The following is a 14948-nucleotide window of genomic DNA, read 5'->3' as shown; positions in this document are numbered from 1 at the left end:
GAGACACCTTGCAGAGCAGCGCCGGCGCGCGCGCATTCCAGAATGCGCGGTTGCAGAAGAAATTGAAGAAACAGGCCGACGCCATCATCTCCGCGGCGGCGAGCGCCCATGGCCAGGGCAGGTACGCCGAGACCGATGCGCTCTGCCGCCAGATCCTGCAAGCCATTCCAGATCATTTCGACGCCACGCATCTGCTCGGCGTGTGCGCGCAACAGGGCGGCCGACTTGAAGAGGCGCAACAGCTGCTCGAACGCGCGATCGCGATCGATCCGCGTTCGCACGAGGCGCAGAGCAATCTCGCGAGCGTTTACTTCGCCCTCCAGAAGCTGGAGGCGGCCCGCGCCTGTCAGGAGAAGGCGATCGCGCTGAAGCCGAATTTCACGCCGGCCCTGGCCGGCCTCGGCAACACACTGCTCCAGATGAACCTCCCCGAGCAGGCCATTGAGGTGTACGATCGCGCCATCAAGCTGAAGCCCGACTATGCCGACGCGCTCTGCAATCGTGGCGTGGCGGAGATGGCGGTTTACCGGTTCGACCGCGCCAGGGAGAGCTTCGATCGCGCGCTGTTGTTTCAGCCGCGCCACGTCGAAGCGCTCATCGGCAAGGGCGTGGTCAGTATCGAGCTCAAGCGCTACGACGAGGCGGAAGCCGCGCTCGCGGCGGCGTTCGCGATCAAGCCCGATTCCGCGAAGATTCTGGCACAACGCGGCCGCCTCAACGCGGCACTGTCGCGGCTGGAGCAGGCGGCAGCGGACTTCGATGCGGCACTCGCAATTTCGCCCCGGTTCGAAGTGGCCTTGCGGGGAAAGGCGGAGGTCTCGCTCGGCATAGGGAACACCGCACAGGCGATCCTGGCCTGCACGACCTTGCTCGAGCAGAATCCGCGCTCCACGATCGCATTGGCATTGCTGAGCTCCTGTTTTGCCAACCAGGGAGAGATCGCCTCCGCAATCGAACATCTCGACGCGGCGCTGGCGATCGCGCCGGATCCAGACTTGATGGCTCGGAAGATCTACTATCTGGACTTCCTCCCTGATGCCGATTTCACGATCCAGCAGGCCGCGCGAAAGTCCTGGGGCGAGGCCATCGGCGCTCGCGTTCCGCAGCGGAAGCTCGCGCCCCGCCAGTTCGATCCCGACCGGCGGATCGTGATCGGCTATGTTTCTGCCGAGTTCTGGTACCACTCGGCATCGTTCGGCCTGCTGCCGGTGCTGCGGCATCATGATCATGCCAACTTCGAGGTCGTCTGTTATTCGTGCTCGCCGACGCGCGATGCGGTGACGGCCGAATTCAGATCGGCGGCCGACGTCTGGGTCGACGCCTGGCAGATGTTCGATGACCAACTGGCTGACCGTATCGAGGCCGACAAGGTCGATATCCTCATCGACGTGTCCGGGCATTCGTCGGGCAACCGGCTTCAGGTCTTTGCCCGCAAGCCGGCTCCCATCCAGGCCACGGGCTTTGGACACGCGACCGGTACCGGCCTTCGGACCATGGACTACGTGCTCGCGGACCCCGTTTTCATTCCGCAGTCGGCGCGGCATCTGCTGACCGAAAAGGTCTATGACCTGCCGTGCCTGATCACGATCGATCCGATCCTGGATGTGCCGCCTTCGGAGCCTCCCATGCTCCGCAACGGCTACGTCACCTTCGGCGTGTTCAACCGCGTCAACAAGATCTCGGACGAGGCCATCCGCGTGTGGTCGAAGGTGATGCGCGAGGTGACCGGATCGAAGATCATCATCAAGCATACCCTGCTTGACGACCCGCTGGTGCGCGACGGCCTCCTCGCACGATTTGTGGCGCAGGGGATTGCGGAAGAGAACATCACCTGCCTGGGCATGTCAGAGCGCGCGGAACATCTGCGGGCCTTTGCGGAGGTCGATATCTCGCTCGATCCGTTCCCGCAGAATGGCGGCGTCAGCACCTGGGAATCCCTCTATGCGGGCGTCCCTGTCGTGGCCAAGCTCGGTCACGGCGCCTCGTCGCGTGCCGGCGGCTCGATCGTGGCGGCCGTCGGTCTTGACGACTGGGTTGCCGAGGATGACGACGGCTATGTCGAGATCGCCCGCAAATTTGCCTCGCAGCCCGAATATCTGGCGAACTTGCGCGCGCAATTACCGGCCCGGATCGCAGCTTCGGCCGCGGGCAATGTTGAAACCTATACGCGCAAGGTCGAGGAGGGCTATCGCCGCTTCTGGTGCGACTATTGTGCGGCGGCTTCGGAACGCGGCGAAGCGACGTAACCCGGACCAACCGGGCCGAGCTTGCGGATACGCATGCGCGGCCCGAGGAGGCCCGTGACGGTCACACGAACGGCGGCTTGATGTTGCTGCGCTTCTCCAGCCATTCCGGCACCGGCAGATTCTTGGCGCGCATGAAATCCGCGTTGAACAGCTTCGACTGATAGCGGCTGCCGGAATCGCACAGCACGGTGACGATCGTCTTGCCGGGCCCGAGCTGCTTGGCGAGACGCATTGCGCCGACGACGTTGATGCCGGTCGAGCCGCCGAGGCACAGGCCTTCGTGCTGGAGCAGCTCGTAGATTACGCCGACGGCTTCGGCATCGGGAATGAGATAGGCGTCGTCGACCTTTGCGGTCTCGACGATGGCGGTCGCGCGGTTGAGGCCGATGCCTTCGGTGATCGAGCCGCCGGGCGTCGCCTTGGCATCACCGGTCCTGAAATACTCATACATGCCGGCGCCGTGCGGATCGGCGCAGGCGATCCGTACGTTCTTGTTCTTGTCCTTCAGGTAGCGGCTGGTGCCGGCGAGCGTGCCGCCGCTGCCGACCGAGCAGACGAAACCGTCGACCTTGCCGCCGGTCTGCTCCCAGATCTCCGGCCCCGTGGATTCGTAATGCGCCTTGGCATTGTCGAGGTTGTTCCACTGGTCGGCGAACAGCACGCCGTTCGGCTCGGTCTTGCGCAGCTCGTCCGCAAGACGGCGGCCGACATGCTGGTAGTTGTTGGGATTGGCGTAAGGCAGGGCAGGCACCTCGATCAGCTCGGCGCCGCACAGCTTCAGGAAGTCCTTCTTCTCCTGGCTCTGCGTCTCCGGGATCACGATCAGGGTGCGATAGCCTCGCGCACTGGCGACGACGGCGAGGCCGATGCCGGTGTTGCCGGCGGTCGCTTCCACCACGAGGCCGCCCGGCTTGAGCTCGCCGCGCTTCTCAGCCTCCAGGATCATCCATTTGCCGGCGCGGTCCTTGACCGACTGGCCAGGATTCATGAACTCGGCCTTGCCGAGAATGGTGCAGCCGGTCAATTCCGAGGCGCGCTTGAGCTTGATCAGCGGGGTGTTGCCGATGGCTTCGACAACGTCGTTTCGAATGGTCATGTCGGGAAAATCGCTTACCAAGGGGGTTGATCAGGTTGGCCAGAACCTAGTGCTTGGGACGCTAAAGGGGAAGGCTTTTGCGCTGCGGCGAAACCGACTGAAATGCCTGTCCGACCAGAGTTATTCTTGGGACACGCGACCGGCGATGATGCGCTCGGCCGCGAGGCGGGATATCAGTAGGAGGAAATGACTGAACTCCGTCAGAGCACGGAAGATGATGGTCGTCGCCAGCCACTTCGCGACCGCTTTTTTCCAAGGACCGGTCGGCACGACATCGGGAACGTGGATGGCGGCCGGATGGCCGAAATCATACCTGCACGGCGAATGGCTTTCTTTTCGGCCATTGACGGATTTGTGAGATGGCTCGGCCAAAGGGCGCGACGGAGCCGAAGCCGCGCTGAGCGTAATGTGGCGGGATGGAAAGGCGTAGGTGCCAGTGTGGCAGCAATATCACATGAAATCTTGGTAAGCTTGCTGGCGTCTCCCGGCGTTTTCAGAATGAGAAAAGCGACTGCGAGACAGGCATCTTTTGTATTTTCGTTCAATCGTCTCAGGTTCGCTGGCATGGCCATCTCGCAACTGCGGGACTGTCCCGCAGTTCGGCGCCCGGCTAGTATCAATGTCGAGGTTCCGCTGAAAGCATCACCACGGTGAACGCGTTGTCCAAAGCCCCCCGATCGTCCCGCCGCGAATCGGTTAATCCGGTTGCGCGGCGGCTTGATCTGCCCGGCGGGGGGTGGATGTGACACAGCATGATCCGGCGATCGCCATGCGGCGGTCCGAAGGTTCTGCCTCCCGGACGCTGCGTGCGGCGCGTTGGATCGCGGTGCTGTGTCTGGCCGCAGGTTCAGGCGCGTGCGTGCTGACCCAGGATCTTCCCGATCCCGCCCTCGATGTTCCCACGCAGTACAAATACGCCGGCAAGGGCGATGCGCCGCCGTCGCTGGATTGGTGGCGCGGGTTTCGCTCCAGGGAGCTGACGCAGCTCATGGAGGAAGCCCAGACCGTCAACCTCGACATCGCCGCCGCCGTCGCGCGCATCGTCCAGGCCGACGCGCAGGCACGGCAGGCGGGCGCGGCGCTGCTGCCGACCCTGTCCGGCACCGGACAGGAGACCTATTCGCGCACCTCCGGCTCCTCCGCGTCGGGGCTCACCAATGGCGGCCGTGAGGTCGTCAACTACCAGGCATCGCTGAGTGCGAGCTACCAGCTCGACTTCTGGGGCCAGAATCGCGACGCGCTGCAGACGGCCGAGGAGACGGCAAACGCCAACCGCTTCGATCGCGACACCGTCGCGCTGACGACGCTGGCAAGCGTCGCCAACGCCTATTTCCAGGTGCTGGCCTCGCAGGACCGCATCCGAACCTCGCAGCGCAACATCGCCAGTGCGCAGCGCATCCTCGATGCCGTGAGGGAGCGCCGCAAGGCCGGCACCGGCACCGATCTCGACGTTGCCCAGCAGGAGAGCGTGCTTGCCAATCAGAAAGCCCTGGTGCCGCCGCTGCGCCAGACGCTCGACCAGAACAGGAATGCGCTCGCCGTGCTGGTGTCGCGGCCGCCGGAAAGCGTGCGCATCGACGGCGGCTCGCTGAACAACGTCGCCATCCCGCGCGTCACACCCGGCCTGCCGTCGGAGATCCTGACGCAACGGCCCGACATCCGCCGGCAGGAAGCGCAGCTCGCCTCGGCGACCGCGAACATCGGCAATGCCCGCGCGCAGTTCTTTCCGACCATCCAGCTCACCGGCAATGGCGGCTACCAGAGTTCCGCGCTGGTGTCGCTGTTCCAGCCGCACGCGGCATTTTTCCAGCTTGTCGGCAGCGCGACGCAGCCGATCTTCGACGGCGGCAAGATCCTCGGCAATTTCGAATTTGCCAAGGCACGGCAGGACGAATTGCTGCAGACCTACCGCAAGACAATCGTCCAGGCGTTCACCGACGTCGACAATGCGCTGTTCTCGATCAAGCAGACCACGATCAAGCTGCAATTGCAGCGCGACGTGCTCAACGCCTCCAGGCGCGCCTTCGATCTGTCCGAGCAGCAATTGCGGGCCGGCACCGCCGACATCGTGACCGTGCTCAACACCCAGCTGACCCTGTTCACGGCGGAAGACGCGCTGTCGCAGGCCCAGCTCGCGCGGCTTCTGGCTATCGTCAGCCTGTATCAGGCGCTCGGCGGCGGCTGGGAGCCGCGAATGGAGAAACCGGTCAATGCTCTTTAAGCCGGACAGCAAGCGAGGCGCGGAGGAGGGGACGGCGAGAAAGTCGCGCGGCCGCGGCTTCATCATGACCGTGATCACGCTGGCGATCCTCGGCGGCCTGTTCTATCTCGGCTGGACCGTCACGCACCAGCAGCAGGCCACCAACCGCAACAACCAGCGGCTCGATCTGCCGGTCCCGGTGCTGGCGGCGAGCCCGCGGGTGCAGGACGTTCCGGTCTATCTCGACGGCGTCGGCGCGATCCGTGCGCTCAACACGGTGACCGTGCGCTCGCAGGTCGACGGCAAGCTGATCGCGGTGAATTTTACGGAAGGGCAAGACGTCAAGAAGGGCGATGTGCTCGGCGAGATCGATCCTGCGCTCTACCAGGCGACATATGACCAGGCCGTCGCCAAGAAGGCGCAGGACCAGGCCCAGCTCGCCAACCAGCGCATCGACCTCACGCGCTACGAGCAGCTCGCGGCCTCCAACGCCGGCTCCAAGCAGCAGGCCGACACGCAGCGCGCGCTGGTGGCGCAGACCGAGGCGCTGGTCAAGGCCGACCAGGCCGCGATCGACAACGCAGCGGCGACGCTGAGCTACACCAAGATCGTGGCGCCGATCTCGGGCCGCGCCGGCCTGCGCCAGGTCGACCAGGGCAACATCGTTCATGCCTCCGACACCACGGGCCTCGTGGTGATCACGCAATTGCAGCCGATCGCGGTGTGGTTCAGCCTGCCGCAACAACAGATCATGCGGGTCAATGCCGCCGCGGCGAAGGGGGCGCTGGCGGTCGACGTGTTCGGCAATGACGGCCTCACCGTGATCGACACCGGCAAGCTCACCGGCATCGACAATCAGGTCGACCAGACCACCGGCACGCTCAAGCTCAAGGCCGAATTCCCCAACGCCAATTACCAGCTCTGGCCGGGACAGTTCGTCAATGTCCGCCTCAAGGTCGAGACCCTGATGCAGGCGCTGGTGGTGCCGACATCGGCCGTGCAGCGCGGTCCGATCGGAACCTTCAGCTATGTCATCGGCGAGGACAATATCGTCTCGGCCAAGCCCGTGACGGTGACCCAGCAGAACGAGCATGACGCCGTCATCGCCAGCGGCCTGTCGGCGAGCGACAGGGTCGTTACCACGGGCTTTGCCAATCTGTCCGACGGCTCCAAGGTCATCATCGGCCGCGACGACCAGACGCCATCGGCCGATCTTGCCCCGCGCAAGCGCTCGCGCGGGCCGGACGCCCAGAAGGATGGCGCCAAGGATGGGCAGAAGGACGGCCAGAAGGACGGGCAGGGCAAGGCCGGCGAGTTCCGCGCCAAGCGCGGCGGCAGCGAGGGCGACCAGAAGGGACAGACCGGTCCGGCTCCGGGACCTTCCCCAGCACCGGCCGCGGGCAGTGGAGCCAAGCAGCCATGATCCCGACAACAGCCGCTTGATGCGGCAGGCATAACCCATGGGTGTCTCCGAACCCTTTATCCGCCGTCCGATCGCGACCTCGCTGCTCGGCATTGCGCTTCTGATCGGCGGTCTGCTGGGCTATTTCGCGCTGCCGGTCTCGGCGCTGCCGCAGGTCGATTTCCCGACCGTGCAGGTGACGACGCAGCTTCCGGGCGCGAGCCCCGATGTGATCGCCTCTCTGATCACCGCGCCCCTGGAGCGGCAGCTCGGCCAGATCCCTTCGCTGTCGGCGATGAACTCGACGAGCTCGTTCGGCGTCAGCCAGATCTCGCTGCAGTTCGATCTCAACCGCGACATCGACGGCGCCACCCAGGATGTGCAGGCCGCGATCAATGCCGCGGCGGGCGTGCTGCCCAAGACGCTGCCTTATCCGCCGACCTACGCCAAGGTGAACCCGGCCGACGCGCCCGTCATGACGCTGGCGCTGCGTTCCGACACCATCTCGCTGCGGGTGATGAGCGACATCGCTGACACCATCTTGGCGCAACGCCTGAGCCAGATTTCAGGCGTCGGGCGCGTCGCGGTGCTCGGCGGGCTGAAACCGGCGGTGCGCATCCAGGCCGATCTGGCGCGGCTCGCCGCCTACGGCATCGCCATGGAGGATTTGCGCACCGCGATCGCCAACGCCAACGTCTCCGGCCCGAAGGGCTCGCTCGACGGCGCCCAGCAATCCTACATCATCGCGGCCAACGACCAGATCGCCGCGGCCGACGCCTACAAGCCCGTCATCATCGCCTATCGCAACGGCTCGCCCGTCACCATCGCCGACGTCGCCCAGATCGTCGATGGCCTGGAGAACGACCGCACCGGCGGCTGGTACCAGGGCACACCGGCCGTGATCATCGACATCCAGCGCCAGCCCGGCGCCAACGTGATCGACGTCGTCAGCCAGATCCGCGCCGAAATCCCCAAATTGCAGCGCGCGATCCCGGCCGGTGTGAACCTCACCATCGTGTCCGACCGAACCGTGACGATCCGCGCCTCGGTTCACGACGTGCAGTTCACGCTCGTCCTTGCCGTCGTGCTGGTGACCTTGGTGGTGCTGCTGTTCCTGCGCTCGATCCGCGCCACCCTGATCGCGGGCGTCGCACTGCCGCTGTCGCTGATCACGAGCTTCGGCATCATGTATTTCGCCGGCTTCAGCCTCGACAATCTGTCGCTGATGGCGCTGACGATCGGCACCGGCTTCGTCGTCGACGACGCCATCGTCATGATCGAGAACATCGTCCGTCACATGGAGAACGGCGACGGCCCGATGGAGGCTTCGCTGAAGGGCGCCAGCGAGATCGGCTTCACCGTGATCTCGCTGACGGTGTCGCTGATCGCCGTGTTCATCCCGCTGCTGTTCATGTCTGGCCTCGTCGGGCGCATGTTCCGCGAATTCGCGCTCACCTTGACGATCGCCGTCGTCACCTCGGCCGTGGTCTCGCTGACGCTGACGCCGATGATGTGCTCGCGCCTGCTCAAGCACGCCCACGAGGAGCTGGCGGTGCCGGGACTGGCCGCCATCAGCCGCTTCATCGATCGCACGGTCGAAGCCTACCACCGCACGCTGCTGGTGGTTTTGCAGCACCAGCGCACCACGCTGGCCGTGACTTTCGCGACACTGATCGCGACCCTCGTTCTCTACGTCGTCGCGCCAAAGGGTTTCCTGCCGCTGCAGGACACCGCCTCGATCACGGCGGTGACGGAGGCGGGCCCGGACGTGTCGTTCGCGGAGATGCAGAAGCGGCAGGCCGAGGCGGCCTCCGCCATCAAGGCCGACCCCGACGTAACAGGCGTGGTCTCGGTGATCGGCGCAGGCTCGGTCAATCCGACCACCAATGTCGGCCGTCTCGTCATGACCTTGAAACCGCGCGGCGAGCGGCGCGACGATGTCGCGGCCGTCATCATCAGGCTGAAGGAGCGGGTCTCGGGCATCCCCGGCATGACCGTCTATTTCCAGCCGGTGCAGGACGTGCAGATATCGACCCAGTCGAGCCGCTCGCAATACCAGTACACGCTGACCGGCACCGATGCGGCGCTGGTGTCGGAATGGGCGCGCAAGCTGGTCGCCGAGCTGCGGCGCGATCCCTTGTTCCGCGACGTCTCCTCGGAGGCGCAGGAGGGCGGGTTGCGCGCCCAGCTCGATGTCGATCGCACCCGCGCTGGCCAGCTCGGCGTGAGCCTGCAGGGAATCACCGACACGCTCAACGACGCCTTTGCGCAGCGGCAGATCTCGACCATCTACGGTCAGGCCAATCAGTATCGCGTGGTGCTGGAGGCGCTGCCGATGTACCAGCGCGATCCCTCGATCCTGTCAAAACTCTATCTGCCGGGCGCGGCGAGCGCGACCGCCGGTGCGCCCAACGCCCAGGTGCCGCTCTCGGCCGTGGCGACGCTGAAACGCACCACGGCGCCGCTTGCGATCTCGCACCAGGCGCAATTCCCGTCGGTGTCGCTCAGCTTCAATCTCGCGCCGGGGGCCGCGCTCGGCGATGCCGTCGACGCCGTCAAGACGATCGAGACCCGGATCGGCATGCCCAACAACATCGTCGGCGTCTATGCCGGCGATGCCGCCGAATTCGCCAAGGCGCTGGCCGGCCAGCCCTGGCTGCTGCTCGCGGCCGTGATCACGATCTACATCGTGCTCGGGGTGCTCTACGAGAGCTACATCCACCCGATCACGATCCTGTCGACGCTGCCTTCGGCCGGCGTCGGCGCCATCCTGGCGCTGGTGCTGTGCGGGCAGGACCTCTCGGTCATCGGCCTGATCGGCATCATCCTCCTGATGGGCATCGTCAAGAAGAACGCGATCATGATGATCGACTTCGCGCTGGAGGCCGAGCGCAGGCAGGGGATGTCGCCCGACGAAGCCATCGTGCAGGCGTGCCTCTTGCGCTTCCGCCCGATCATGATGACGACGCTGGCGGCGCTGTTCGGCGCGCTGCCGCTCGCGATCGAGAGCGGCACCGGCGCCGAGCTGCGCTTCCCGCTCGGCATCTCCATCATCGGCGGCCTCTTGCTGAGCCAGCTGCTGACGCTCTACACCACGCCCGTGATCTACCTCGCGCTCGACCGCATCAACCGCCGCCTCGAGCAGGCGCTGCCGCCGGCCGAATCCGGCGGCCCGCCGGTGGCCGGCGCGACCGAGGGGATGCAGTGATGGCATCGATCTCGGAGCCCTTCATCCGCCGCCCGGTCGCAACCACGCTGCTGTCGATCGGGTTGTTCCTGCTGGGTGTGGTCGCCTACGAGTTCCTGCCCGTCGCTTCGGTCCCGAACGTCGACTTCCCCGCCATCTTCGTCTCGGCCAGCCGGCCGGGCGCCGACCCCTCGGTGATGGCGGCGACGGTGGCGTCCCCGCTGGAGCGGCGTCTCGGCGAGATATCAGGCATCAACCAGATCACCTCGACCTCGACGCTCGGCAACACCAGCATCCAGCTCCAGTTCGATATCGGCCGCAACATCGACAAGGCCGCGCGGGACGTGCAGGCGGCGATCAATGCTGCGATGGTCGACCTGCCGAGCGACCTGCCGACGCTGCCGCGCTTCCGCAAGGCCAACACGGCCGGCGCGCCGATCTACGTGCTGGCGTTGACCTCCAAGACGATCTCTTCGGCCGCGATCTACGATGTTGCCGACAGCGTGCTGGCGCAACGCATCTCGCAGGTGCAGGGGGTCGGCAACGTGGCGATCTCCGGCGCCGACCAGCCGGCCGTGCGGGTCCAGCTCAATCCCGTCGCGCTGTCCAACGCCGGCATCGCCACCGACGACGTGCGCACCGCCATCATCAATGCCAATCCGCTCGGCCCGGTCGGCATCTTCAATGGCGAGCGGCAGAGCGAGACGCTGTCGCTGAACAAGCAGATGCGCAGCGCGAAAGAGTTCCGCGACATCGTCATCAAGAGCGCGAACGGCAATTTCGTGCGGCTGTCGGACGTCGGCGAGATCGAGGATTCCGTCCGCAACGCCCGCTCGATCGCCTGGTTCAACAAGCAGCCCGCCGTGCTGATCCAGATCACCAAGCAGGGCGATGCCAACGTCATCGACGTCGTCGACCGGGTGAAGGCGCTGCTCCCCGAGCTGAAACAATGGATTCCGGCCGGCGTCGAGATCTCGACCCTGGTCGATCGCACCGGCACGATCCGCGCCAGCGTGCTCGACATGCAATGGACATTGCTGGCGACCGCGGTCCTGGTGATGGTCGTGGTCTTCGTCTTCCTGCGCAGGCTGACGCCGACGATCGCGGCCGGCATCTCGGTGCCGCTGGCGCTCGCCGGCACCTGCGCCGGCATGTGGGTCGCGGGCTTCTCCATCGACAATCTGTCGCTGATGGCGCTTGCGATCTCCGTCGGCTTCGTGGTCGACGACGCCATCGTGATGATCGAGAACATGTATCGCAATCTCGAGCACGGCATGCGGCCGTTCCAGGCGGCGCTGGAGGGTGCGAAGCAGATCGGGTTCACCGTGGTCTCGATCAGCCTGTCGCTGATCGCGGCCTTCACGCCGCTGATCTTCATGGACGGCATCGTCGGCCGGCTGTTGCGCGAGTTCTCGCTGACGCTGACCTTCGCCATCCTGGTCTCGACGCTGGTGTCGCTCACGGTCACGCCGATGATCTGCGCCCACTACATTCACCAGGCGACCTCCGGCACGGCGACGCTGTTCGATCGCGTCATCGAGGGCACGCTGTCGCGCATCGTCGCCTTCTACGCGAGAACCCTGCGCACCGTACTGGACTACCCGCTGGCGACGCTGCTGGTGTTCTTCGCCACCATCGGCCTCACCGTGACGCTCTACATCAAGGTCCCCAAGGGCTACTTCCCGACCGACGATTCCGGCTTCGTCATCGGCGCGACGCGCGCCTCGGCCGACATCTCGTTCCAGTCGATGCTCGGCCTGCAGCAGCGGCTCGCCGACATCGTGATGAAGGATCCGGCCGTGGCCGGCATCGGCTCGACCGTCGGCGCCGGAGGCGGGCCGGGGGGAGCGACCTCGAACCGCGGCATCATGTATATCAGCCTGAAGCCGCCGGAGGAGCGCGACCACGTCTCGACGGAGGTCGTGATCGATCGTCTGAGACGTGCGCTGTACCCGGTGGCCGGCATCCGCCTCTTCATGTTCGCCGCCCAGGACGTCCGGGCCGGGGGGCGGCAGAGCGATTCAGACTATCAATACACGCTGACCAGCACCGACCTCAGTCTGCTGCAGAAATGGGCGCCGATCGTCGCCAAGCGCATGGAGAGCGTCGAGGGCATCACCGACATCTCCAGCGACCGCGACCCCGGCGGGCTTCAACTCACCCTGAACATCGATCGCCAGAAGGCGTCGGCGCTCGGCGTCAGGGTTCAGGACATCGACAACGCACTCAACAACGCCTTCTCGCAGCGGCAGATCTCGATCATCTACACCCAGCGCAACCAGTACATGACCGTGCTGGAGATCGACCCGAAATTCCAGGTCGATCCGTCCAACCTCGATCGCATCTATGTCGCGGGCGCGGGCGACGCGCAGGTGCCGCTGTCGGCCGTGGTGCATGCGAGCCGCGGGCTCGCCGCGCTCGCAGTCTATCACTCGCAGTCGTTTCCCTCGACCACAGTATCCTTCAACCTCATGCCGAACGTGCAGCTTCAGGCGGCGACGCAGAACATCCAGCGGGTGGTCGAGGAACTGCACATGCCGGAAGGCATCCGCGGCAGCTTCGACGGCAATGCCGGCGACTTCGCCAAGACCAGCGGACGCCAGCCGCTACTGATCCTCGGCGCGCTGGTGGCGATGTATATCGTGCTGGGCGTGCTCTATGAGAGCCTTGCCCATCCGCTCACGATCATCTCGACGCTGCCCTCGGCTGGGTTAGGGGCGCTGCTCGCGCTGCAACTCACCAACACGCCGCTGACGGTGATCGCCTTCGTCGGCATCATCCTCTTGATCGGCATCGTCAAGAAGAACGGCATCATGATGGTGGATTTCGCGCTCGAGGCCGAACGCCAGCGCGGCCTGTCGTCGGCGGAGGCGATCTTCGAGGCCTGCCAGGCGCGCTTCCGCCCGATCCTGATGACGACCATGGCGGCGCTGTTCGCCGGCATTCCGCTGGTGGTGGCGACCGGCCCCGGCACGGAGCTGCGCCGGCCGCTCGGCATCACCATCATCGGCGGCCTGTTCGTCTCGCAGATCCTGACCCTCTACACCACGCCGGTCATCTACCTGCTGATCGACCGCCTGCGGCGGCGGCCCGCGCCGCGCCCGCTACCGGCACCGGCGGAATAGGTTGTTGAAGCCGCGCTTCGAGCGTATAGCGGCGCCCATGTCGAACCCGCCAGAACTCGCCGCCGTCGCCGATCCGATCCCGGAGTGCCCGCACTGCCAGAAGCCGATGCCGCTGTGCGTCTGCGACAGCGTCACGCCGATCGAAAACCGGCTGTCGCTGCTCATCCTCCAGCATCCTCAGGAGCAGGACAGGGCGCTTGGCACCGCGCGCCTGCTTGCCCGGCATTTCGCCGATGCCACCGTTCGGGTCGGCCTGTCCTGGCCGAGCCTGTCCAAGGCGCTGGGCCGGCCGGTCGAGAATGCCGCGCACTGGGCTGTGCTCTATCTCGGCTCGGCACGCGCCGCCGACCTCGATGCGCAAGCCGAGATTGTCGCGCTCAACCGCAAGGGCGAGATCGCGGAGAACCAGCGCGCGATCCTCGGCAAGCTCGAAGGCGTCGTGCTGCTCGACGGCACCTGGAGCCAGGCCAAGGCGCTGTGGTGGCGCAATCCCTGGATGCTCAAGTGCCAGCGCGTGATCCTCAATCCGGCACACCCCTCGCGCTATGGCCGTCTGCGCAAGGAACCGCGCCGCGATGGGCTTTCGACCATCGAGGCCGCGGCGACTGTCCTGGCCGGCCTCGAGCGGCGCCCCGATATCGCCGACACGCTGCATGCGAGTTTTGAACGGCTGTTAACACGCTATCGCGAAGTTCAGGCCGAGATGCCAGAACTGGCTCCCAAGCCTGCGGCAAAGGGCCGGCGCGACTTTCGGCGGCGCAAACGAGCCTGACTTCGGCCCAACTCATCTGTACGGTCGATTGCACCGCAAGGCGCGGGCGTCTAGAGACCATCGGCCGGTACAGGTCCGATCTGCAGTTCTGGTGCGGCATCGGAGAGTGGCAACCGAAGGGGCAGTCGTATTCAGCTCGCAGTGAAGGAAATTCTGACACAGGCGGCGCGGCCCGACCGTTGGGGCACGCTCGCGCTGATGGACATTTCGCTGCGCTACCGGCGGACCGTGATCGGCCCGCTCTGGATCACGCTGACGCTCGCCGCCACCATCGCAAGCGTCGGCACGGTCTACGCGGCACTGTTCAAGCAGGACATCGCCGCCTTCCTGCCGTCCTTCGCGGTCGGCCTGATCGTCTGGACCCTGATCGCCACGACGCTTCAAGAGGGTTCCAACATCTTCGTCGCGTCCGGTCACCTCATCAAGGCGGTGCCGGCCCCGCTGATCGTTCATGTCCTGCAGATGATTACGCGCAACATCATCATCTTCGCGCATCATCTGGTGATCGTCGTGCTGCTCTACCTCGTGATGCCGTGGCCGCTGCGCTGGAGCATGCTGCTCGTGGTGCCCGGCTTTGCGATCCTCTTTCTCGTGCTGATCGCTGGCGCCGTCGCGCTCGGCATGCTCTGCGCGCGTTTTCGCGACATCGGCTCGGCGATCGTCAGCGGGCTGCAATTCGTCTTCTTTCTCACCCCGATCATCTGGACCGAGGACAGCGTGCGTGGCACCTCGTTTCACTGGCTGACATGGGTCAATCCATTCGCGACGCTGCTCGATCTCGTGCGGCGGCCGCTATTGTCGCAGCCGACCGATATGGAGCAATGGCTGCTCGGTGTAGTCTATGCAATCGTCGTGGCCGTCGTCGCCCTCTGCTGCTACGCGAAATACCGCCATCGCGTGGCGTATTGGCTGTGATGCGG

Annotated in this window: 8 protein-coding genes; 7 read left to right on the top strand and 1 reads right to left on the bottom strand. The window is 65.5% G+C overall.

The window, feature by feature from the left end; genetic code table 11:
- Nucleotides 1–8: 8 nt before the first annotated feature.
- Nucleotides 9–2246 (top strand): tetratricopeptide repeat protein, encoded by a 2238-nt coding sequence (locus CO669_RS24985; protein ID WP_198964249.1) that lies wholly within the window; start codon nt 9–11, stop codon nt 2244–2246.
- A 61-nt stretch (nt 2247–2307) separates the two neighbouring features.
- On the opposite strand, the gene CO669_RS24980 is transcribed toward CO669_RS24985, so the two are convergent.
- Nucleotides 2308–3342, bottom strand: a complete 1035-nt coding sequence (locus tag CO669_RS24980) for a cysteine synthase A (protein WP_097662595.1) — start codon at nt 3340–3342, stop codon at nt 2308–2310.
- Between the two features lie 769 nt (nt 3343–4111).
- Between CO669_RS24980 and CO669_RS24975 the strand changes: the two genes are divergently transcribed.
- The 6 genes from CO669_RS24975 to CO669_RS24950 all read left to right on the top strand — a co-directional run bounded on the left by CO669_RS24975 (nt 4112) and on the right by CO669_RS24950 (nt 14943).
- The gene (locus tag CO669_RS24975; protein ID WP_245444484.1) at nt 4112–5563 is read left to right on the top strand and encodes an efflux transporter outer membrane subunit; all 1452 of its coding nucleotides are present in this window, start codon (nt 4112–4114) and stop codon (nt 5561–5563) included.
- Nucleotides 5553–6965 (top strand): efflux RND transporter periplasmic adaptor subunit, encoded by a 1413-nt coding sequence (locus tag CO669_RS24970; protein WP_097662593.1) that lies wholly within the window; start codon nt 5553–5555, stop codon nt 6963–6965. The genes CO669_RS24975 and CO669_RS24970 overlap by 11 nt, the downstream gene beginning before the upstream one ends.
- Nucleotides 6966–7002: 37 nt before the next feature.
- Nucleotides 7003–10152: an efflux RND transporter permease subunit gene (locus CO669_RS24965; protein ID WP_097662592.1), complete on the top strand. Its 3150-nt coding sequence runs from the start codon at nt 7003–7005 to the stop codon at nt 10150–10152.
- Nucleotides 10152–13256, top strand: coding sequence for an efflux RND transporter permease subunit (locus CO669_RS24960; protein WP_097662591.1), 3105 nt, complete (start codon nt 10152–10154; stop codon nt 13254–13256). Before CO669_RS24965 ends, CO669_RS24960 begins: the two co-directional genes overlap by 1 nt.
- Nucleotides 13257–13293: 37 nt before the next feature.
- Nucleotides 13294–14028: a tRNA-uridine aminocarboxypropyltransferase gene (locus CO669_RS24955; RefSeq protein ID WP_097662590.1), complete on the top strand. Its 735-nt coding sequence runs from the start codon at nt 13294–13296 to the stop codon at nt 14026–14028.
- Nucleotides 14029–14169: 141 nt separating this feature from the next.
- On the top strand, nt 14170–14943 hold the full coding sequence (locus tag CO669_RS24950) for an ABC transporter permease (RefSeq protein ID WP_245444466.1): 774 nt from the start codon (nt 14170–14172) through the stop codon (nt 14941–14943).
- Nucleotides 14944–14948: the final 5 nt, after the last annotated feature.

The sequence above is a fragment of the Bradyrhizobium sp. Y36 genome, assembly GCF_002531575.1.
Taxonomy (GTDB): domain Bacteria; phylum Pseudomonadota; class Alphaproteobacteria; order Rhizobiales; family Xanthobacteraceae; genus Bradyrhizobium.
The sequence above is the reverse complement of the archived record's forward strand: the minus strand, read 5'-3'. Positions and strand labels throughout refer to the sequence as shown.